This is a genomic window from Prochlorococcus marinus str. MIT 0917, from assembly GCF_027359575.1.
Classification (GTDB): Bacteria; Cyanobacteriota; Cyanobacteriia; order PCC-6307; family Cyanobiaceae; genus Prochlorococcus_B; species Prochlorococcus_B marinus_D.
On record NZ_CP114784.1, the window covers coordinates 1,811,829 to 1,831,148 of the forward strand.

21 protein-coding genes are annotated in these 19,320 nt (G+C 36.4%); 10 read left to right on the forward strand and 11 right to left on the reverse strand.

Features of this window, described 5'->3' with window-relative positions; translation table 11 throughout:
- Both O5637_RS10140 and O5637_RS10145 read left to right on the forward strand, forming a co-directional pair.
- Window positions 1-1,002, forward strand: coding sequence for a hypothetical protein (locus O5637_RS10140; protein WP_269604712.1), 1,002 nt, complete (start codon window positions 1-3; stop codon window positions 1,000-1,002).
- 84 nt (window positions 1,003-1,086) lie between these two features.
- The gene (locus O5637_RS10145; RefSeq protein WP_269604714.1) at window positions 1,087-1,743 is read left to right on the forward strand and encodes a riboflavin synthase; all 657 of its coding nucleotides are present in this window, start codon (window positions 1,087-1,089) and stop codon (window positions 1,741-1,743) included.
- A 30-nt stretch (window positions 1,744-1,773) separates the two neighbouring features.
- Here O5637_RS10145 and O5637_RS10150 read toward each other — a convergent pair whose 3' ends face one another.
- The 4 genes from O5637_RS10150 to O5637_RS10165 form a co-directional block, all read right to left on the reverse strand.
- A complete protein-coding gene (locus O5637_RS10150; RefSeq protein ID WP_158466122.1) occupies window positions 1,774-2,130 on the reverse strand; it encodes an AbrB family transcriptional regulator in 357 nt (118 codons plus the stop codon).
- A 95-nt stretch (window positions 2,131-2,225) separates the two neighbouring features.
- A complete protein-coding gene (locus O5637_RS10155) occupies window positions 2,226-2,831 on the reverse strand; it encodes a cytochrome c oxidase subunit 3 (RefSeq protein ID WP_269604716.1) in 606 nt (201 codons plus the stop codon).
- Window positions 2,828-4,468: a cytochrome c oxidase subunit I gene (gene ctaD / locus O5637_RS10160; protein WP_269604718.1), complete on the reverse strand. Its 1,641-nt coding sequence runs from the start codon at window positions 4,466-4,468 to the stop codon at window positions 2,828-2,830. Before ctaD ends, O5637_RS10155 begins: the two co-directional genes overlap by 4 nt.
- Window positions 4,469-4,472: 4 nt before the next feature.
- Window positions 4,473-5,285, reverse strand: a complete 813-nt coding sequence (locus tag O5637_RS10165; RefSeq protein WP_269604720.1) for a cytochrome c oxidase subunit II — start codon at window positions 5,283-5,285, stop codon at window positions 4,473-4,475.
- Window positions 5,286-5,451: 166 nt separating this feature from the next.
- Here O5637_RS10165 and O5637_RS10170 point away from each other — a divergent pair, with 166 nt between their 5' ends.
- The 5 genes from O5637_RS10170 (at window position 5,452) to O5637_RS10190 (ending at window position 9,883) form a co-directional block, all read left to right on the forward strand.
- Complete coding sequence (locus O5637_RS10170) at window positions 5,452-6,393, forward strand: COX15/CtaA family protein (RefSeq protein WP_269604722.1); 942 nt, start codon at window positions 5,452-5,454, stop codon at window positions 6,391-6,393.
- Window positions 6,386-7,381 (forward strand): heme o synthase, encoded by a 996-nt coding sequence (locus O5637_RS10175; RefSeq protein WP_269604724.1) that lies wholly within the window; start codon window positions 6,386-6,388, stop codon window positions 7,379-7,381. The genes O5637_RS10170 and O5637_RS10175 overlap by 8 nt, the downstream gene beginning before the upstream one ends.
- Window positions 7,382-7,481: 100 nt before the next feature.
- Window positions 7,482-8,495, forward strand: coding sequence for an ABC transporter ATP-binding protein (locus O5637_RS10180; protein ID WP_269604726.1), 1,014 nt, complete (start codon window positions 7,482-7,484; stop codon window positions 8,493-8,495).
- 31 nt (window positions 8,496-8,526) lie between these two features.
- Window positions 8,527-9,381, forward strand: a complete 855-nt coding sequence (locus O5637_RS10185) for an ABC transporter permease (RefSeq protein ID WP_269604727.1) — start codon at window positions 8,527-8,529, stop codon at window positions 9,379-9,381.
- A 28-nt stretch (window positions 9,382-9,409) separates the two neighbouring features.
- Window positions 9,410-9,883 carry a hypothetical protein gene (locus O5637_RS10190; RefSeq protein ID WP_269604729.1) on the forward strand — a complete coding sequence of 158 codons (474 nt, stop codon included), beginning with the start codon at window positions 9,410-9,412 and terminating at the stop codon, window positions 9,881-9,883.
- 64 nt (window positions 9,884-9,947) lie between these two features.
- Here the strand turns inward: O5637_RS10190 and groL are convergent, their stop codons facing one another.
- The gene (groL, locus tag O5637_RS10195) at window positions 9,948-11,648 is read right to left on the reverse strand and encodes a chaperonin GroEL (protein WP_269604730.1); all 1,701 of its coding nucleotides are present in this window, start codon (window positions 11,646-11,648) and stop codon (window positions 9,948-9,950) included.
- A gap of 128 nt (window positions 11,649-11,776) precedes the next feature.
- On the opposite strand from groL, the gene O5637_RS10200 reads away from it, so the two are divergent.
- Window positions 11,777-11,953 (forward strand): hypothetical protein, encoded by a 177-nt coding sequence (locus O5637_RS10200; protein ID WP_158466132.1) that lies wholly within the window; start codon window positions 11,777-11,779, stop codon window positions 11,951-11,953.
- Window positions 11,954-11,960: 7 nt separating this feature from the next.
- On the opposite strand, the gene fabG is transcribed toward O5637_RS10200, so the two are convergent.
- The gene (gene fabG / locus O5637_RS10205; protein ID WP_269604731.1) at window positions 11,961-12,713 is read right to left on the reverse strand and encodes a 3-oxoacyl-[acyl-carrier-protein] reductase; all 753 of its coding nucleotides are present in this window, start codon (window positions 12,711-12,713) and stop codon (window positions 11,961-11,963) included.
- Between the two features lie 160 nt (window positions 12,714-12,873).
- Between fabG and ispD the strand changes: the two genes are divergently transcribed.
- Entirely contained in the window at window positions 12,874-13,551 is a 678-nt protein-coding gene (gene ispD, locus O5637_RS10210) for a 2-C-methyl-D-erythritol 4-phosphate cytidylyltransferase (RefSeq protein ID WP_269604733.1), read from the forward strand.
- Here ispD and O5637_RS10215 read toward each other — a convergent pair.
- Both O5637_RS10215 and O5637_RS10220 read right to left on the reverse strand, forming a co-directional pair.
- A complete protein-coding gene (locus tag O5637_RS10215; RefSeq protein ID WP_269604735.1) occupies window positions 13,535-14,410 on the reverse strand; it encodes a S66 peptidase family protein in 876 nt (291 codons plus the stop codon). The two genes, ispD and O5637_RS10215, sit on opposite strands and share 17 nt — an antisense overlap.
- Before the next feature lie 20 nt (window positions 14,411-14,430).
- Complete coding sequence (locus O5637_RS10220) at window positions 14,431-15,321, reverse strand: 4-hydroxybenzoate polyprenyltransferase (RefSeq protein ID WP_269604738.1); 891 nt, start codon at window positions 15,319-15,321, stop codon at window positions 14,431-14,433.
- A 127-nt stretch (window positions 15,322-15,448) separates the two neighbouring features.
- Here O5637_RS10220 and O5637_RS10225 point away from each other — a divergent pair, with 127 nt between their 5' ends.
- Window positions 15,449-17,041, forward strand: coding sequence for a Ppx/GppA phosphatase family protein (locus O5637_RS10225; RefSeq protein ID WP_420063714.1), 1,593 nt, complete (start codon window positions 15,449-15,451; stop codon window positions 17,039-17,041).
- Here O5637_RS10225 and O5637_RS10230 read toward each other — a convergent pair.
- The 3 genes from O5637_RS10230 to lgt all read right to left on the reverse strand — a co-directional run bounded on the left by O5637_RS10230 (window position 17,038) and on the right by lgt (window position 19,310).
- Window positions 17,038-17,532, reverse strand: coding sequence for a helix-turn-helix domain-containing protein (locus O5637_RS10230; RefSeq protein WP_269604741.1), 495 nt, complete (start codon window positions 17,530-17,532; stop codon window positions 17,038-17,040). The genes O5637_RS10225 and O5637_RS10230 overlap by 4 nt on opposite strands.
- A 117-nt stretch (window positions 17,533-17,649) precedes the next feature.
- A complete protein-coding gene (cobM, locus tag O5637_RS10235; RefSeq protein WP_269604743.1) occupies window positions 17,650-18,402 on the reverse strand; it encodes a precorrin-4 C(11)-methyltransferase in 753 nt (250 codons plus the stop codon).
- Window positions 18,399-19,310, reverse strand: coding sequence for a prolipoprotein diacylglyceryl transferase (gene lgt, locus O5637_RS10240; RefSeq protein WP_269604745.1), 912 nt, complete (start codon window positions 19,308-19,310; stop codon window positions 18,399-18,401). The genes cobM and lgt overlap by 4 nt, the downstream gene beginning before the upstream one ends.
- Window positions 19,311-19,320 lie beyond the last annotated feature (10 nt).

Genomic DNA, 19,320 nt, shown 5'->3' on the forward strand with positions numbered 1-19,320 from the left:
ATGAATACTTATACATTTAGAAGGAGAGAGTTCATCAAGTATGGATTGATTTCTTCTTTGTTTTTATTATCTGGATGCTCAACATATCAAAAGAAATTAGCTTTGAGAGGGATTTCTGATACTTTCCCTAGTGAATTTGTTAATAGTTTATCTACGGGTTGGGAATTTTTTCCTATAAAAGATATCGAATTAAAAACATTTTCTTATAACTCTACTCTTCAAGAAAAAACAGATTTATTAGTCTTAAATGATGGCTGGATTTATGATTTATCTATTAATTCTCTTCGAGAAATAAGAGCAGATAAAATTAGAAAAAATTTCAGTAAACAGGCTAATTCTTTTCTCTATGGGTTAGGCGATGATTATAAAAAGAAGGTTTTACCTTTAGCGGTTAGTCCTTGGGTGATACTTTTCAGAAATGAAGACTCTCTGGCTCTAAAAAACAAGAATTCTTGGGAAGTTATTTTTTCAAGTTCACTAGCAAATCAAATAGTTTTTCCTAATAGTCCTTATCTTCTAATTTCGATAGCAGAAAAAATAGATTTAGTTAATGATTTCTCAAAAATTAAGAGCTATGCCAAAACTTTTGATGATAGGAATGCTTTGAATTGGGTAGTTTCAGGTAGAGCTAATGCAGCAGTTTTACCTTTTTCAAGCTGTGTTGATAGTCTTATTAAAGACCCTCGTTTGTCTGTTCTTTTGCCCCAAGAGGGAAGTCCACTGAATTGGACAGTACTTGCTTCTCCTTCGCTGTCTCCAGAGTATTTCCCAACTGATTGGTTTAATAACTTATGGGGAGATAGTTCTTTGAGTCGTGTAATAAGTAAAGGTTTTTTACCACCAACAGATTTATCAGACTTAAGGAGAAAAAATATAAATGTTCCGCAGAAGTATAAATCTATCTTCCTTCCAGAAGAGAGTGTTTGGAATAAATGTTGGTCATTGCCAAAACTGAGTCTTGAGAGTAAAAAAGACTTGGCTTTAAATTGGAATAATTCATAATCAAACTAAATTTTAAATTCAAAAAACTTTTCAAAGACATTTTTAAATACCATAACTAACATTCTAAAAGTTGTAGACTCAATAATGTTTACTGGCTTAATTCAGTCTATAGGCACGATCAAGAAAAATAATATTGGGGTGGTTGTTGATGGATGTAAGCCTTTTTCACCTTTAAAACTTGGTGATAGTATTTCTGTGGATGGAGTTTGTTTAACAGTTTCTGAATTGATGAACGATTCTTTTACTGCAAATATAAGTGAAGAGACTCTTAAGAGAACAAATCTTGCAGAAAAAGCTCAGAGAAATGGTTTTGTGAATCTTGAGCCAGCATTACGTTTTTCTGACCGATTAGGTGGTCATATTGTTAGTGGACACATAGACGGCTTGGGTGAAGTTGTTTCAATAGAAAACTTGAAAAATTCTTGGAATTTGAGATTATCTTGGGATGATTTGAATTTCTGCAGATATATGTGTGATAAGGCGAGTATTAGCCTAAATGGCATAAGTCTAACTATTGCAGAGATATATCTTGATGGGTCTGAATTTTCAGTAGCCGTAATACCTCACACGTGGTCAAATACATGCTTACAGTTTTTGACAATTGGAGAAAAGGTTAATTTGGAAGTTGACTTGATGGCTAAATACGCAGAAAAACTTCTAAAAGTAAATAATAATAATTCTATTTCCAAGCAAAGGCCAGTAATTAGCTCTCAATGGCTTAACGAGCAAGGTTGGAATTAATAGTTTTATATGATTTCTTTGAGCGACTTATTATTTCTTGAGTGGTAACAAACTTATCGCTCCAGATTCTTTTCGTACATCAATACGAAATTCCTGTCCAGGTTCAAGACCTAGTTTTTTTGTATAGGCATGTCCAATAAGAAGATTTCCATTTCCATGAACTTTAGTCCTGAATTCCGCTTGCCTTCCTCTTGAAGATCTGTTCCCTGCTCTTCCAGGACCATTTGAGCGAAGTTTATAACCTTTCGCTTCAACTAGAGCACGGTAAAAACTTTTGCGTAAAACTCTCCCGCTTGGCCCCACGTAACCACATCCTTTAGCTATTTCGTCTTCTGGACGGTTGCTCAAAGATCTTGCTTTGTCTAGGAGTTCTTTTCCAACAAGCATTTCAGACTGATTTAATTAACTGAATTCTGACCAAAAAGTGGAATTGTGGCAACAAATTAATCGAAAGTTTCTTGCTTAGTATCAATATTTGCCTCTCAAAGCAGGTAAAGGATAATGAATAAAACTACCCAAATCCCGTCTACAAAGTGCCAATAGAGCTCGACTGCCTCAAATGGGAATTTGTTTTCATTATTTACTCGACCAGATGGGACACGTGTTTGCCACCAAATAATCATTATCATTATTGATCCAAGTGTTACGTGAAGCCCATGAAAGCCAGTCAAGGCATAAAAAGTACTTGCAAAAAGATTGTCAGTTAATCCAAAAGGCAAAGTAAAGTACTCAAACATTTGACTGATTAAGAATGCCAGTCCCAATGAGCCTGTTATAAGAAGCCATTTTTGGCATTCTTTTGATTGATTCTTTTCTAGGAATTTCCCAGCTCGATGAAAAGTAAAGCTACTCAAAAGGAGCAAGACAGTATTTAAAGTTGGTAATGGTAGTTCTAATTCGTAAACAGCATCAGGACCAATGGGGTTGACTGCTTTGAAAGTTAGATATGCCGCAAAAAATCCTGCAAAGGTCATCCCGTCTGCGATTAAAAAAGCTATTAAGCCAAACAAACGAAAATCTTCATGTTCTTCAGTTGAGAGATCTTTTGTGCTTTCCGAGGATTGCTCTTTTGGAACTATCGATGTCATTTCAATTGCTCCTGAGTTTTAGTTGAATCTTTTTCTCCATAACCATATGGTTCAAGAACGAGTGGTGCTTCTCCCTCCCAATTCTCAACAGGCGGTGGTGAACTTGTTAACCACTCAGGAGTGAGCGCATTCCATGGATTGTCACCAGCTTCATCTCCGTAGAGGATGCTTTGAAGAATATTCCATAAAAAAGGTAAAGTACTTAAAGCCATTAACAATGCACCTACGCTACTTATTTGATTGATTAATTGAAATTGTGGATCGTATTCAGCCACTCGCCGAGGCATTCCATTTAAACCAAGCCAGTGTTGAGGAGCGAAACAAAGATTAAAGCCTATAAAAGTAATTATAAAGTGGAATCTTCCAAGATTTTCATTAAGCATTTTCCCAGTAAATTTTGGGAACCAGTGATAAATCGAGGAGAAGATAACAAAGACAGAACCTCCATAGACTATGTAATGAAAATGTGCAACAACAAAATAGGTGTCGTGCACATGAACGTCAAAAGGTACTTGAGCTAAAGCAACTCCAGTTATTCCACCTAAAACAAAGTTAATAATAAATCCGCAGGAAAATAACATTGCAGCATTAAGTGAAATTTTTCCTCCCCATAAGGTTGCAACCCAATTAAAAAATTTAATACCTGTAGGAACAGCTATGAATGCAGTAGCAATTGTGAAAAATAAGCGCATCCATGGTGGAGTCCCACTGGTAAACATATGATGGGCCCAAACTACTAGACCCAATACAACTATTCCCATAATTGAGAAGACCATTGTTGTATAGCCAAACAGTGGTTTTCTACTATGAATTGGAAGTATTTCACTGACCAACCCAAAGGCAGGTAAAACCATGATATAAACTGCAGGATGCGAGTAAAACCAAAAAAGATGTTGATAAACAATTACATTGCCACCAAGACTTGGGTTGAAAAAACCTGTATGAGCAACTATGTCAAAGCTCAAGAGTATTAAAGTACCGGCGAGAACAGGAGTTGATAGAACTACAAGAATACTTGTACCAAGCATTGCCCAGCAATACATGGGTAATTGCATTAATTTCAGGCCAGGCCTCCTTAGCTTTAGGATGGTGGCGATGAAATTAATACCACCAAAGATTGAGCTTCCACCCAAAAGTAATACACTCAATATCCAAATAATTTGACCGGCTGCAGGAGTCGTAATGCTCAGAGGTGGATAAGCTGTCCATCCAGATTGTGCGGCACCGTTTATGAAATAGCTTGTTATCAGCATTAAACCGGAGGGAGGTATTAGCCAAAAAGCAACAGCATTCAGCCTTGGAAAGGCCATATCCCTAGCGCCAACATAAAAAGGGATTAAATAGTTCCCAAAGGCTCCATTTACTACAGGCACGATCCATAGGAAAATCATGATTGTGCCATGGAGAGTTAAAACTTGGTTGTAAACCTCTCTAGGCATGAAATCTGAGAGGGGACTGGTGAGTTCTACCCTTATTGCTCCAGCTAAAGATCCTCCAATTAAATAAAAAAAGAAGCCACAAACTAAATATTGAAGACCTATTACTTTGTGATCAAGACTAAAACTAAGATATTTGAGCCATCCAGTTGGTTGAAGTTTTTCTGGAGGAGTGTTACCTGGCTTGAGTGAAATAGTCATAGATTTATATTTGTTCTTTAGAGTTTTCTTTTAACCAAGTATCGAAGTCTTCTTGTTCATCAACTATTACGTTTGATCTCATGCCACCATGATAGGGACCACACAATTCTGCGCAAACAATTGGGAAATTACCTGTTTTTGTAGGAGTAAAATTTAAAATCGTTGGTTGGCCAGGAATGACATCTTGCTTAAGTCTGAATTGAGGCACCCAAAAAGCATGTATTACATCTTTAGATTCCATCTTTAAATTAACTTCTCTTCCAACTGGAACATGAAGTTCGCCAGAAATAATATCTCCTTTTGGATAATGAAAGATAAAAGCAAATTGCATTGCAGTTAACTCAATCGGTAATGAGGATAGATTTTTTGTAGATGTAGACTCAATAGGCCCGGAACCTATACCTCCCCAAACTCTTTCGACCTGATTATTTATTTGACCACTGTGATCATGCATTAAAGGTTGCATGCCACCCATTCGATCATAGATATCGTAGCTATATAGCCCTATAAACAAAACAATAATGGCAGGGACTGCTGTCCAGAAAATTTCAAGAGAAATGTTACCTTCTAAGTCAATCCCATCACCAGTTTCGCCAGGTCTACGACGGAATTGAAAAAGGCTATAAATTACTAAAGCAGTCATACCTATGAAAAGTATGCAGCCAATAATGAATAGGACTCGATAGAGTTCATCGTAAACAGGAGCATTCATGCTCGCGCTAACGGGAAGCATATCGACGTTGTATGCAATCCAAACTCCTCCAATACCAAGAATTAGACTTGATGTAAGAGTTAAGATGGCCGACAGTTTCGGCAAGAAAATCTCCTTGGCTATTTATAGGTTATGGGCAAAAGTAACTAATGTATCGGCTAATTGTTAATTCAAGATGAATAATTTTTTTAAAGAGAATCTTTATGTTGCAGTCCGTTTATTCCGGTGACGTGTACGAAGTAATCGCTACGTTGAATTAACAATGATCTTAATGGCTTTTGCATACGTGCAGGTTATTTATCCACTAAAGCCACGTTTTCGATTGGGCCAAATTGCAGCTCACGTGGTCGTTGCCCTTATCGCTCTTGTAGTGATTGGAGGGGCAACCAGAGTAATGGAGGCTGGTCTTGCTTGCCCAGACTGGCCTCTATGTTATGGATCATTTTTGCCTGGTAGGCAAATGAATTTACAAGTCTTCTTGGAATGGTTTCATCGTTTAGATGCCTTTTTCGTAGGGATTGCTTTAATTACTCAATTTACCTTTTCTTTGTTCTGGGCGAAAACTTTACCTAAATGGCTTCCTTGGATTTATGGATTCTTAACTCTATTGGTTGCTTTCCAGGGTTTTTTAGGTGCTTTAACAGTACTGCAATTATTGCCGTCTTTAGTTGTGATGGCTCATCTTGCGGTCGCATTTACTATTGTTGCAATCATGAGTGGTGTGACTCAACAATTACTTAATCCAGGCAAATCAATTTTCCCACTTTGGCTTCGATGTTTTGGTTTGTTATCACTTTTTTCAGTAATAGCTCAGTCTTTACTGGGTAGTCGGGTGGCGACCTCGTGGGCAGCTCAAAGATGCTTGGATTTTGGAGATTCGTGCAATCTTTTGCTACTCCATCGGGCGAGTGCTATCCCTGTGAGCTTTTTAATTATTTCTTTCGTAATTGTCTCATCTTTAAACAGAGATGTTTTTATTAAAGAATGGCCTTATCTTTTGACGATTATTTTTTTAATCATCTCACAAATTCTCTTAGGAGCTTTTTCTGTTCATCTAGGCATGAGTGAACCTATCCTTGTCATTGGTCATCAACTAATTGCCTGCTTATTAGTGGCCGTAATATCAGCATTGAATTTTAAAGGTAGAGGAATTGATGACTCTTCCCAATTACTTTTTATAACTCAATCAACCTTGGAGACATGTCATGGTTAGCTCTACATCAGATTTAATTACACAGACCGTTAATCGCGAGGAAATAGTTCCTTCTAGAAAGCGGATTAAACTTCCAGCTTGGTTAGAAGTCGCTAAACCTAGATTAATTCCTCTTTTACTTGCCACAACTGTTGGAGGAATGGCTCTTTCGGAGGAATGGCCGTTACCATCTCCAAGATTGGCATGTACTTTGGGAGGAGGAGCTCTTGCGGCTGCGGCTGCAGGAGCTCTTAATTGCTTGTGGGAGCAAGATCTTGATAAGCGAATGAAACGCACCAGTAATAGAGCATTGCCCTCTGGTCGCCTTTCCCAGTCTTCTGTTTTTATAGGAGCAATTGCTTGTACACTTGCTTCTTCAGCCCTTTTAATAAGTGGAGTTAACTGTTTAGCAGCAGGGCTTACTCTTTTAGGACTTTGTAGTTACGTTCTTCTCTACACAGCTTACTTAAAACCTAGAACATCTCAAAATATAGTTTTTGGAGGAGTCGCTGGAGCAATTCCCCCTCTTGTAGGAGCTTCAGCAGCGGCAGGACATATTGGATTAGGTGGTTGGTGGCTATTTTCTTTGGTTATGGTTTGGACCCCAGCACATTTTTGGGCTTTGGCGATCTTGTTGAAAGAGGACTATCGATCTGTTGGCATTCCTATGCTTCCAACAGTAAGTGGTCCTTTTGTTACTGCTAAAGCAATATCTGTTTATGGTTATCTAACTGTATTTTTAAGCTTTTTAGGATGTTTTGTTTTGCCCGAAGGAGGTTTGTTGTATGGAATGTTATTACTACCTTATAATTCAAGACTTCTTCAATTGGTTTCCAGGTTAAGAGATAATCCAGAAGATTTAGATCGGGCTAAGGGTTTGTTTAGATGGTCTATTCTTTATATGTTTGGAGTTTGTTTTTTACTTGTTATTAGTAGATTACAAGTGTCAATTGTTTTTAATGATCAGTTGATAGCTTTAATTAAAGACTTCTCTATGGGATTTTCATAAATCTACAAAATAAAAATAAAAACTTTATGAACTTGCTCTTCAAAATTAATTAGAATTTGTTAGAAGATATCAGCTTATTTTTTAGGCAATCTATTACTAGATGTTTTTCATCCAACTAAGAGATTTATTTAAGTCTTATGGCCCTGTTGTGGCTCTGAATGGACTTAACCTTGAAGTTCCAAAGGGTTCTTTGTATGGGTTGTTGGGTCCAAATGGGGCAGGTAAAAGCACTGCACTTAGAATTATCTGTACTCTCCTTGCACCTGATTCTGGTTGTGTTGAGGTCGGGGGACGTAATGTCTTTCTTGAGGAAAAAGAAACTAGAAGAAGATTGGGTTATGTAGCTCAAGATGTCGCAATCGATAAAATACTTACAGGTAGAGAGTTACTACAGCTTCAAGGAGATCTTTATCATCTAGATAAGAAACAGAAGAAAAAGAGAATTGAAGAATTGATTCAGAGACTTGATATGCATGAATGGATTGATAGAAGATGTGGTTCTTTTTCGGGAGGTATGAAAAGAAGACTTGACCTCGCTTCGGGATTATTGCATGAACCAGAATTATTGATTCTTGATGAACCTACTGTTGGTTTGGATATAGAAAGCCGATCAGTTATATGGGAATTATTGAAGGAACTAAGAAACAATCAAACTACAATTCTTTTAAGTAGTCATTATCTCGAGGAAGTAGATGAATTGGCGGATGAGATGGCTATTATTGATAGAGGCAAAGTCATTGCTAGTGGAAAACCAGATGATTTGAAAAAAGAACTTGGTGGTGACAGAGTGACACTTAGAGTTCGAGAGTTCAGTGATGAAGTTGAAGCAGAATCTGTAAGGAAATTAATTAAAAACATTAATGGAGTATCAAATGTAGTAGTCAATCAAAAACAAGGTTATTCTTTAAACTTTTTAGTTCAAAATAATGATATTATATCAAACTTGTCGGGTTATCTTTCAAAAGAAAATTTTGAAGTTTTTGCACTTTCCCATAGTCGGCCAAGTTTAGATGATGTTTATTTGCAGGCGACTGGCAAAACTCTTATGGATGCAGAATTAGAACTTGCTGGTAAAAGAGATTTTAAGCTTGAGAATAAGAAATCAATGCGTTAATTGCTTGTATTAATCTTAAATTATTTAACTCATGATTACCTCTAAGCCATCACTTCATAAGGAAAAACAAGCTAGAAATGATTTGAATGAAATGTTGCAAGAGACTTTTGCCTTGACATGGAGGCTTTTCATTCAATTGATTCGACGCCCTTCGACGTTATTTGCAGGAATTCTTCAGCCTTTGATATGGCTTTTACTGTTTGCAGCATTATTCTCTAAAGCTCCCATTGATTTTTTGCCTGGGAGTAGTAGCTATGGAGAATTTCTTGGCGCAGGATTAATAGTATTTACTGCTTTTAGTGGTGCTCTCAATGCTGGACTCCCTTTAATGTTTGATAGAGAATTTGGTTTTCTTAATCGACTATTAGTTGCACCATTGAGTAGTAGAAGTTCAATCGTAATTTCTTCAGTAATATATATAACGTCTATTAGCCTTTTGCAGAGTTTTGCAATAATGGCAACTTCTGCTCTCTTGGGTTATGGATGGCCAAGTCTGGGAGGTTTTCTTCTCATAGCAATAACTTTATTATTATTGGTATTTGCAATAACAGGGCTAAGTCTTGGATTGGCTTTTGTTTTACCAGGACATATAGAACTAATTGCAATTATCTTCATAGCTAATCTACCTGTTCTTTTTGCTAGCACAGCTTTGGCTCCTATATCTTTTATGCCTGAATGGCTTGGATGGATAGCATCAATTAATCCATTAACATTTGCGATTGAACCTATACGAATGGCTTACCAAAAATCTGTGGATTTGAACTCAGTTTTAATTAATGCTCCTTATGGAGAAGTCAATGGCTATTCTTGCCTAGCAATTCTGTTAATTCTTACAGTTGGATTGTTTTTTCTTATCAGACCTCTTTTAAATCGCAAACTTGCTTGATAATCTTAATTTAGCGATTTAAAGAACCTTGGAGTCTCGAAAGCATCAGCTACAAAAACAAATTATAGAAGCTCTAAAGGCCAATGATAATGATTTATATTCTCTCCTGAAATCTCAATATGCACATCGTTTTGGAGTGGAAAGTTTAGAAGAACTAAAAAGCCTAGATTTAAATCAATTAAATCAAGACTCAACCAATGTAGATAATCAAAAAATTGATCAATCACAAGAAAAATCTTTTGAAGGGGATAAAGCAATTTCTATAAAAGACATTGATAATCAAGAAAAAGAAGTAAAAAACAAAGATTTAGAGCCGTTTATGGATGGGAATAGTCAAGCCTTTAAAATTAAATCTTATGAAATAGTTGATAAAGAAAATAATGAAAACAAAGCAGTAAATTCATTTAAAGACTATGGAAGTCAAAATGAAATTAAAGCTTTGATTCCTTTACCACCTAAGCCTAAATATAGTTATCTAAAGAAGTGGTTGCTAAAAACTTAAGTTTAAATTGTTTTTATTAATTTCTATTCTTCGCAAGTTTGAAATTCTAGATCTTTTTAATTTCTTACATCATTCCTGGCATACCCATTCCGCCCATTCCACCCATTCCACCCATTCCACCCATTCCACCCATTCCACCCATTCCTCCCATTCCGCCCATAGGGTCTCCTCCTTCGGCTCCTGGTGTAGATGGGGGCTCAGGTTTGTCAGCAATAACAACTTCAGTTGTTATGAGAAGGGAAGCAATAGATACAGCATCTTGAAGAGCAAGTCTTATTACTTTTGAAGCATCTAAAATTCCTGCTTCAAGTAAATCCACATACTCTCCGGTTTGTGCATTGAAGCCTTTACCTAACCTTTTAATATCTGATACAACAACATCTCCATTAAATCCAGCATTTATAGCAATTTGTTTTGTTGGAGCAGTTAATGCTCTTTTTATAATTTCAACTCCGGTTTTTTGATCACCGTCTAGTTTTTCAGATAAATCTACAAGTCCATCACTTAGTTCTAAAAGAGTAGTTCCTCCACCGGCAACAATACCTTCTTCAATAGCGGCACGAGTTGCATTTAGAGCATCCTCAATTCTTAACTTTCTGTTCTTTAACTCAGTTTCAGTTGGGGCGCCAACTTTAATTACAGCTACTCCTCCAGCAAGTTTAGCTATTCTCTCGTTTAACTTCTCTTGGTCATACTCAGAATCTGTTTCGTCAAGTTCTCTCTTGATTGAGGCAATGCGATTAGATAGTTCAGTATTTTGATTCTCATTTGCGACAATTGTTGTGCTGTCTTTTGTAATTGTTATTCTTCTTGCTTGACCTAAGTCAGAAATTTGAACTTTCTCAAGACTCATAGCTTTGTCTTCGCTTATTAATGTGCCGCCAGTGAGTACTGCAATATCTCCAAGAGCAGCTTTTCTTCTTTCTCCAAATGATGGGGCTCTAACAGCAGCTACCTGTAAAACACCACGATTTTTATTTACAACTAGTGTGGCTAATGCCTCACCCTCTACTTCTTCGGCAAGAATTATTAATGGTGTTCCATTCTTTTGCACTGCTTCTAGAACAGGAATCAGATCAGCAATCGATGAAATCTTTTTGTCAGTGATTAGGATTAAAGGATTTTCAAATTCGCAAATTAATCGATCTTCATCAGTCACAAAATAAGGTGAGCTATACCCTCTGTCAAACGCCATTCCCTCAGTGATATCTAGTTCAGTTGCTAAAGATTTGGATTCCTCAACCGTTATTACTCCATCAAAACTTACCTTGTCTATTGCATCTGCAATCATTGAACCTATTTCCTCGTCTCCACCAGCACTTACTGTCGCAACTTGTTTAATTGCATCACCACTGACTGATTTGCTTTTTTTCTTGAGATCATCAACTATTTGAGCTACGGCCTTTTCCATCCCCCTTCTTAATTCGATTGGGCTTGCTCCCGCGGCTGTATTCCTCAACCCTTCTTGAACCATAAATTGAGCTAAAACTGTTGCAGTAGTTGTTCCATCCCCAGCTTTTTCCTTCGTTTTTGATGCAACCTGTTCAATGAGCTTTGCTCCTATGTTTTCAAATGGATCTTCAAGATCTATCTCCTTAGCAATCGTTACTCCATCATTAACAATATCAGGGGCTCCAAATTTTTTTTCAATAACAACATTTCTACCTTTAGGTCCAATTGTTACTTTTAGAGCATTGGCTAAATTGTTTACTCCTTTTTCGAGAGCACTGCGAGATTCGTCCGAAAAACTTAGAAGTTTTGCCATATCTAGATTGAATTAAACTTAATCTCCCACAGGAATCACACATTAGGGGAGGCTAAATAAGTGGGGAAAGCCGAATTGTAATTCACAAATTATTCCCAAATCTTGCAGAAGGTAGTTAGTGTCAACGTATGAACGATCCTGGGGCTTTATTTTTTATTCTCATGGCTGGGTTGGCTGGAACTATGACTTTGATTTATTTCCCTTTGAGGATATTTCTTACAGCTACAGCAAGAAGCAGAAGATTAAAACTTTTGCAGCGAATTAGAAGATTGAGAGATGAATTAGGTCAGCCCATACAAAATTGATATTTGCTCAACTCATAACCATCCCACCATCAACTTGAATCGTCTGACCGGTTATGTAAGCAGCTGAAGCATCTGCGGCTAAAAACCTAACTACTCCTGCAACATCCTCAGGGTTCCCGAATCTTCCAAGTGGGATAGCAGAAAGGATTGATTCACTATTCAGATCTTTTGTCATATCAGTTGAAATAAAACCTGGAGCAACTGCATTTACAGTGATACCTCTGCTTGCAAATTCTTTTGCAGCACTTTGTGTAAGACCCACTACTCCTGCCTTGGCTGCAGAATAATTTGCTTGCCCTGGGTTTCCCATTAACCCAACAACAGAAGTTATGTTGATAATTCTTCCTTTTTTTTGCTTCAACATCTGCCTAGAAACCGCTCTTGTGCAATAAAAAACACCGCTCAAGTTAAGGTCTAAAACTTTCTGCCAATCGTCCGTTTTCATTCTCATTAAAAGGCCATCTTTAGTTATACCTGCGTTGTTTACCAGAACATCAATTTTATTATTTTTCTCCAGGACTGTTTTTATTAATTCATTTACCGAGGTTTCATTAGAAATATCAGCTTGAAGAGGATATGCCTTACCTCCAAAGGATTTTATTTCTGATACGACTTTATTTGCATTCTCTAAAGATGATGAATAATTGATTATTACTTCTGCTCCTTCCTGTGCTAAAAAAATTGCAATAGCCTTACCAATACCCCTGCTGGCTCCAGTTACAATTGCAGTCTGACCTTCAAGTAGTTTTGAGAATGTCATAATCTTATGATTTTTAAAATCGTTAAAATCTAAAATTTAGTTTATTTAACTTACTATTGAGCTACTTGCTTTTTGAAAAGAGTTTAAGCTCAGACACTAAAAATAGTTATTTTTACTGGTCGAATATATTAAATGAACAATCAATGGTGAGGGATCAGTTGTGCATTTGTTAATTGCGGCTGCTGGGAGTGGAAGTCGAATGGGGGCTGATAGAAATAAGCTCCTTTTAAAGATTGCAGGTAAAACGGTTTTAGAGTGGACTTTGAAATCAGCTTTCGACGCTAAAACAATTTCTTGGATTGGAATTATTGGACAACCCAAAGACAAAGAAGCTATTTGTTCAATACTTGATAACTCAGTAAAGTCAGTTCAATGGATAAATGGGGGATCTACAAGACAGCAGTCAGTTCAACTGGGATTAGCTGCCCTTCCATATGATGCTAAGTATGTGCTGATTCATGATGGAGCAAGATGCTTGGTGAAATCATTTGTTTTTGATGAAATCTCAAAGATTGTTTCCAAGGATCAATCTGTTATTGCTGCTTCACAAGTGACTGACACCATAAAAAGAGTGGATAAAGATGGTGCGATTATTGAGAGCCCTCCTCGTTCAGACTTATGGGCGGCACAGACACCTCAAGGCTTTCCAGTAAATAAACTGAAGCATGCTCATAGTGAGGCGATCGCTAAAGGATGGAATGTAACCGATGATGCATCCTTATTTGAACGTTTGGGATTACCAGTGAAAATATATGATGCAGGACCTTCAAATATTAAAGTGACAACCCCATTTGATCTCGTAATAGCAGAGTCTTTATTGTCTACTTTAAAAGTCTAAGACTCCCACTGTCGCCATTCAAGATAGCTTGACTCCCTAGAGGAAGTGATGCGTTCCCACAACAGTGCCCAATGGGCAGATTTGAAACAATTGGGATTTTAAGGTCTTTTGTTCGATCTTTGAAAATATCAAGAAGCTCAAACGTCTTTGTTTTGTCGACGTCTTTCTCATTATCACAATTTGTAAATGAACCAAAACCTAAGCCGGATAGCTGTTGCAGAACACCAGCCAATCTTAGGTGAGTTAGCATTCTGTCAATTCTGTAGGGAGCTTCTCCAACATCCTCGATGATTAAAATTGATTTTTTGAGATTTGGTAGATGATCAGTCCCAATTAAGTGAGTTAGGACAGTGAGGTTGCCAACTATTATATGCCCCTTTGAGACCCCGCCTCCCCATGGATCTCCATAAATATCTGGTACACAATTGCCAAACAAAATTGATTTGAGTCTGTCTTTACTCCAGTTTGGTTCGGATCCCAACGTTGTAATGAGTGGACCATGAACTCCTCCTTTCAATCCATCTGCTAGTCGTGCAAGAAGTAAAGAAGTTACATCAGAAAAGCCAATCATCCAACCTGCTTTCCATGGTTGCCTTTTTTCTAGCAATCTTGCCGATCCCCATCCACCTCTAGCAAAAAACAAGAGAGGGTAATGATTGTTTGGGTGTAATTCATTAAATCTAACTTCATCATTACCAGCTAAGTAACCCCATGACCTATCTATTGCATCGATAGGGTTGCATATTAATCCCCACTCCTGAAGAACTTTGATCCCAGAGTGAAGATCTTCTTTTTTAGTTATTGGGGAACTTGCGGCAACTATGTGGAAAAGATCGCCTTTCTTTAGAGGCTCAGTCATTTATGTGCTAAAAAAATTGATTAAATAAGCTTGCTAAAGATCATGCCAAGTAGCAATAAACTGCCAAGTCGCACTTGATTGCTGAAATGCAAACCCGAAGTCTTAATACCTTTTGATCTTGAACTTAATAAGAAGACCTCTCTTTGCATTCCTAAAGTAGTTATTAACCAAAAAGGCCAATACATTAATCCTAAATTGGCTTTGAAAGCAGCAAGAGCTAGAAAAAAGCAGGTTAAAACGTAGCAAAAAGAAACTGTTTTTATTGACTTTTCCCCGAGACTGAGCGCACTGCTGTTTAGACCAATTACTTTGTCTTCAATTTCATCTGCCATTGCATAAACAGTATCAAAGCCGAAAGTCCAAAAAACAGTTGCAAGCCAACACAATACTAGTGTTACTCCCCCTGCTAAAGAAGATTCACTTGCGGCCCAAGGGATTAGAACTGAAAATCCCCAGCAAATAGAAAGAACAAGTTGGGGATATTTAAACCATCTTTTCGCAGATGGATATAAAAGAATAAAAGGTAATGATAATGATGCAAGTAGAAGGCATAAATTTCTACTTCCTTGTGGGATTGAAAGAACTATAAAAAGACTAAAAAATAACATTAAAATTAGTATTATCCATGCAGTCTTTACAGATACTTTCCCATTGGCCAAAGGTCTCTTTTTTGTTCTTATTACCTTCCTGTCAAACTTTCTGTCCCAAATATCATTAGCGATACATCCTGCACCGCTTACAAATAATCCGCCTAGAATTATTATTCCCAAAACAAATAGAGAAGGAGGGGCTGTAGGAGTTAACCAAAGAGACCAGCCAGCAGGGATGAGAAGTATTAATCTTCCGCTGGGTTTGTTCCATCTAAGAAGTTGGAAATAATATCCCATTTTTTGGGTAAGAAGATTATTCACGAAAATTCAAATTGATAATGATTTATAAGGCCTTCTCAATGGGGTGCTGAGGGTGTCAGAGTATTGAGGTTCAACCTACTCATTTATGTTAGGTGACTTCATAAATAATTCCTTGGAAGGAAATTCTATGGAATTGGATCTTGGAGAAAATCCAGATACTGAATTATGTCGTGTGGCAACAATTGATATTGGCACCAACTCCACTCATTTATTAATTGCAAAGATCGAGCGAAAATTAAATACTTTTAGTATTGAACTTGCAGAGAAATCGACAACACGACTAGGAGAAAGAGATCCTCAGACGGGAGAACTTACTTCTCTTGCTATGAATAGGGCTTTCTCAACGTTAAAGAGGTTTAAGGATTTATCAGAAAGTTATAAAGTTGAGAGTCTTATTATTGCCGCTACAAGTGCGGTTAGAGAAGCACCAAATGGGAAAATCTTTATTTCTGAAATAAAAAATAAGATAGGCTTAGATGTTGAATTGATAAGTGGAGCAGAGGAAGCAAGATTAATTTATCTAGGTGTATTATCAGGCATGCAATTTGGAAATAAACCTCATCTGGTGCTTGATATTGGAGGAGGTTCGACAGAATTAATCCTTGCTGATAGTTCTGAAGCACGAGCATTAACAAGTACAAAGATTGGAGCAGTAAGATTACAAAGAGAATTTATTAAAAAAGATCCAATATCCTCTCAGACTGAATTGTTTTTAAGGTCATTTATTAGAGGCTCTATGGAGTCTGCAATTGATAAAATATCTAAGAGAATTGAAGTAGGTGAAACACCAGTTTTGGTCGCAACTAGTGGAACTGCTATGGCTATTGGTGCATTAATATCTCATAAAGAAAATCATATTCAATCAAAATTACAAGGATATAAAATCCCAAAAACTAATTTAGATATAATTGTTAGTCAGTTAGTGAAAATGACACCTTCTGAACGAAGTGAATTATCCACATTAAGTGAAAGAAGATCTGAAATTATTGTCCCTGGGGCTTTGATTTTACAAACCATAATGAATATGGTTAATGTTAATGAAATTATTTTAAGTGAGAGAGCTCTTAGGGAAGGATTAGTTGTTGATTGGATGTGTCGAAATAATTATTTAAAAGATCAGTTGAGCTTTCAAGGGTCAATAAGAGAAAGAACAGTTATTCATCAATCGAAAAGATTTGGTGTTAATTCAAAAAGATCAAAAAGGGTATCAGAATTTGCCCTTGCTTTTTATGATCAGACAAGAGGGGTTTTGCATAATGATAATGGTGATGGTAGAGATCTTTTGTGGGCAGCCGCTAAACTTCACGCTTGTGGAAAACATATTAATATCAGTTCCTATCACAAACATTCGTGGTATTTAATTAAACATGGTGAGCTTTTAGGATATTCCCAAAGTGAGCATTTAATGGTCGCTGCTATTGCAAGGTATCACAGAAAAAGTTTTCCAAAAAAAAGACATGAATCTTGGCAATTATTGATTGAAGAAAGTCACAGAAGCTTAGTTGCCGAAATGTCTGTACTTCTTCGACTCTCATGCTCTTTGGATAGAAGACCAGAACCTTTGATTTCAAAGATAGTTATTGTAGCTAATAATAAAACAGTTAATATAGAGCTAATTCCTAATGACTTAGGCCAAAATTTAGATCTTGAGAAATGGAGTTTAAATAAGGCAATTTTACTAATTAAGAAAATTAAGGACGTTCAGATAAATATACTTTAATAAGATATCTTTTTGTCTGATAATAAGATATCACTTCGCTGATTATTAATTGAATCATTTTGACCTTTTTGTATATATTTTACTAGCATAATTGAAGTAAATAATCCTAAAGCACCCGATAAAATTACTATGCTAAATGGATTGAAATTTCTTTTTTTTCTAGTATTCTTTTTCTTAATCACTGGGCTAGGTTGAGACTCATTGTTTTTTTCATTAAGTTCTTCAAGAATAAAACTTGTATCTATGTTCAATTTCTCGGCAATTCTTCGAACCATTGCCCTAATAAAAACTTTTTCAGGAAGTGCGCTTTCATTTCCTGATTCAATTGCAATCAATTGTTCTTTCCCAATTCTGAGAGATGAAGATAGATCCTCTAGTGAAAGATTTCTACTTTGCCGGGCTTCTCTTAGGAACTCACCAACAGTTCGTAATGCAGATTTTTTATTTGCGACATGAGTACTATCGCTTTTTCTTTCTTCACTTTTTTCCAATTAAAAACCCTTTTGTGTAACAAGTACATTCTAAAGGCTCTGTAAAGTCGTTTGTCTCTAAAAGATAATTTATCTTTGGCTGTAATGTTGATAAAATATAGTCCGTATTTTTTCTATTTAACTCGACCTAAATAAATGTGAATGAGTAGGATTATAAAGCTTTGACCGATTATTACCTATCTTTAATGTTGGACTAATTATATATAATGTTGTTCTGATTAAATTTTTTTCTTGAGATGTTTTTGCCATCTCACTCAAAGGTATTACTTTTATCCATTCATCTGGCCAAGTTACTCTATATGCAATTGCTACAGGAGTATTCGGAGGATAATACTTTATAAGTATGGATTGCACTTCTTCTATATGTCTTGCACTTAGGTAAAGGCATAAAGAAGATTGAATAGATGCTAGCTTTTGAAGACCTTCCTTCTCTGGTTTGCCTGTCCTGCCATCAGCTCGGCTAAGTATTATTGTTTGGGTTAAATCTGGAATTGTTAGTTCGAATCCTAAAGTTGCTGCTGTTGCTTGATAGGCGCTTACTCCTGGAACCACTTCTACCTCAATTCCTTCATCATTTAATCTACATATTTGTTCTGATATGGCTCCATATAAGCAAGGATCACCATCATGGAGACGAACAATTTTTTTACCTTCCTTATGCTTTTTAATTAAGATTAAAAGGATCTCTTCAAGAGTTAATGAACTTGTCTTTATCTTTTCACAATCATCTTTGACAAGTTTAGTTATTTGTATAGGGATGAGAGAGTCTGTCCAAACAAGAACATCGGCTGATTTTAGTCTTTGTTGAGCTCTTATTGTCATCAAGTCTAAAGCGCCTGGGCCTGCTCCCACAATTGAAATCGGATTCATTGATTTCTTTTATTAATTAAGGAAGGATCAGGGAGTGCTTTTTTAGAAATATAAATTCTCCATATTCCTAATAAACCTGCACTAATTAAAAATAAGCTAATTAATTGTGCTATTCGTAGTCCTCCCTCACAAAAAGGTGGAACCCCACCCAAGCAGAGAGGATCAGTTCTTAAGGATTCTATCCACAACCTGCCTAAACTGTAAGTGATTAAATATAAGCAACTTAAGCTGCCAGATGGCAACTTAATTTCTCTTCTATTTGCCTTTCTAAAAAGAAAAATAAGTATGCCAAAAACAAAAATATTCCATACTGATTCATAAAGAAAGGTAGGGTGAAAATAATCTTGCGTTGAGAAAATTTCTGGCCTAAATCTATAAGGTATAAATAATTTCCAGGGTAAATTTGTAGGTATCCCAAAAGCTTCATTATTAAAAAAATTTCCCCATCTACCTATTGCTTGGCCTAATGCAACTGAGGGGACCAAAACATCTATAACATCCCAAAAAGGTTCTTTTCTCCAGCGGCAAAAAAATATAATGGATAGTGTACCCATAATCAGTGCACCATGAATTGCAATTCCTCCTCCCCAAATTTCTATCGCACTAGGAATAGGAATATTTAAGTTCAGTAAATTAAGAGAACTCCAGAAGTTTTTACCCGTGTAGTTTCTCCATTCGAATGCAACATAATAAATTCTTGCACCAATTACAGATGACAAAACTAAAATAGGAAGTAAATCGTTAATAAGGCTTTTTTTTAATCCTTTTTCTAAAGCTAACTCACCTGATAAATTTAAACCTAATAAAACTGAAATAGCTATTAGTAATCCATACCACCTTAATGAAAAGGGCCCCAGTTGAAACAACTCAGGCCCAGGTGATCTAAGCGCTAAAAAAATATTTTCCATCAACTATTTT

Excerpts from the sequence above, each read along its gene's own strand:
- O5637_RS10155 (WP_269604716.1), bottom strand. The coding sequence starts at position 2,831 with ATGACATCGATAGTTCCAAAAGAGCAATCCTCGGAAAGCACAAAAGAT.
- fabG (WP_269604731.1), bottom strand. The coding sequence starts at position 12,713 with ATGACATTCTCAAAACTACTTGAAGGTCAGACTGCAATTGTAACTGGA.
- O5637_RS10200 (WP_158466132.1), top strand. The coding sequence starts at position 11,777 with ATGAACGATCCTGGGGCTTTATTTTTTATTCTCATGGCTGGGTTGGCT.
- O5637_RS10180 (WP_269604726.1), top strand. The coding sequence starts at position 7,482 with ATGTTTTTCATCCAACTAAGAGATTTATTTAAGTCTTATGGCCCTGTT.
- O5637_RS10170 (WP_269604722.1), top strand. The coding sequence starts at position 5,452 with ATGGCTTTTGCATACGTGCAGGTTATTTATCCACTAAAGCCACGTTTT.
- O5637_RS10150 (WP_158466122.1), bottom strand. The coding sequence starts at position 2,130 with ATGCTTGTTGGAAAAGAACTCCTAGACAAAGCAAGATCTTTGAGCAAC.
- O5637_RS10185 (WP_269604727.1), top strand. The coding sequence starts at position 8,527 with ATGATTACCTCTAAGCCATCACTTCATAAGGAAAAACAAGCTAGAAAT.
- ctaD (WP_269604718.1), bottom strand. The coding sequence starts at position 4,468 with ATGACTATTTCACTCAAGCCAGGTAACACTCCTCCAGAAAAACTTCAA.
- cobM (WP_269604743.1), bottom strand. The coding sequence starts at position 18,402 with ATGAATCCGATTTCAATTGTGGGAGCAGGCCCAGGCGCTTTAGACTTG.
- lgt (WP_269604745.1), bottom strand. The coding sequence starts at position 19,310 with ATGGAAAATATTTTTTTAGCGCTTAGATCACCTGGGCCTGAGTTGTTT.
- O5637_RS10215 (WP_269604735.1), bottom strand. The coding sequence starts at position 14,410 with ATGACTGAGCCTCTAAAGAAAGGCGATCTTTTCCACATAGTTGCCGCA.
- O5637_RS10140 (WP_269604712.1), top strand. The coding sequence starts at position 1 with ATGAATACTTATACATTTAGAAGGAGAGAGTTCATCAAGTATGGATTG.
- O5637_RS10175 (WP_269604724.1), top strand. The coding sequence starts at position 6,386 with ATGGTTAGCTCTACATCAGATTTAATTACACAGACCGTTAATCGCGAG.
- O5637_RS10145 (WP_269604714.1), top strand. The coding sequence starts at position 1,087 with ATGTTTACTGGCTTAATTCAGTCTATAGGCACGATCAAGAAAAATAAT.
- O5637_RS10225 (WP_420063714.1), top strand. The coding sequence starts at position 15,449 with ATGGAATTGGATCTTGGAGAAAATCCAGATACTGAATTATGTCGTGTG.
- groL (WP_269604730.1), bottom strand. The coding sequence starts at position 11,648 with ATGGCAAAACTTCTAAGTTTTTCGGACGAATCTCGCAGTGCTCTCGAA.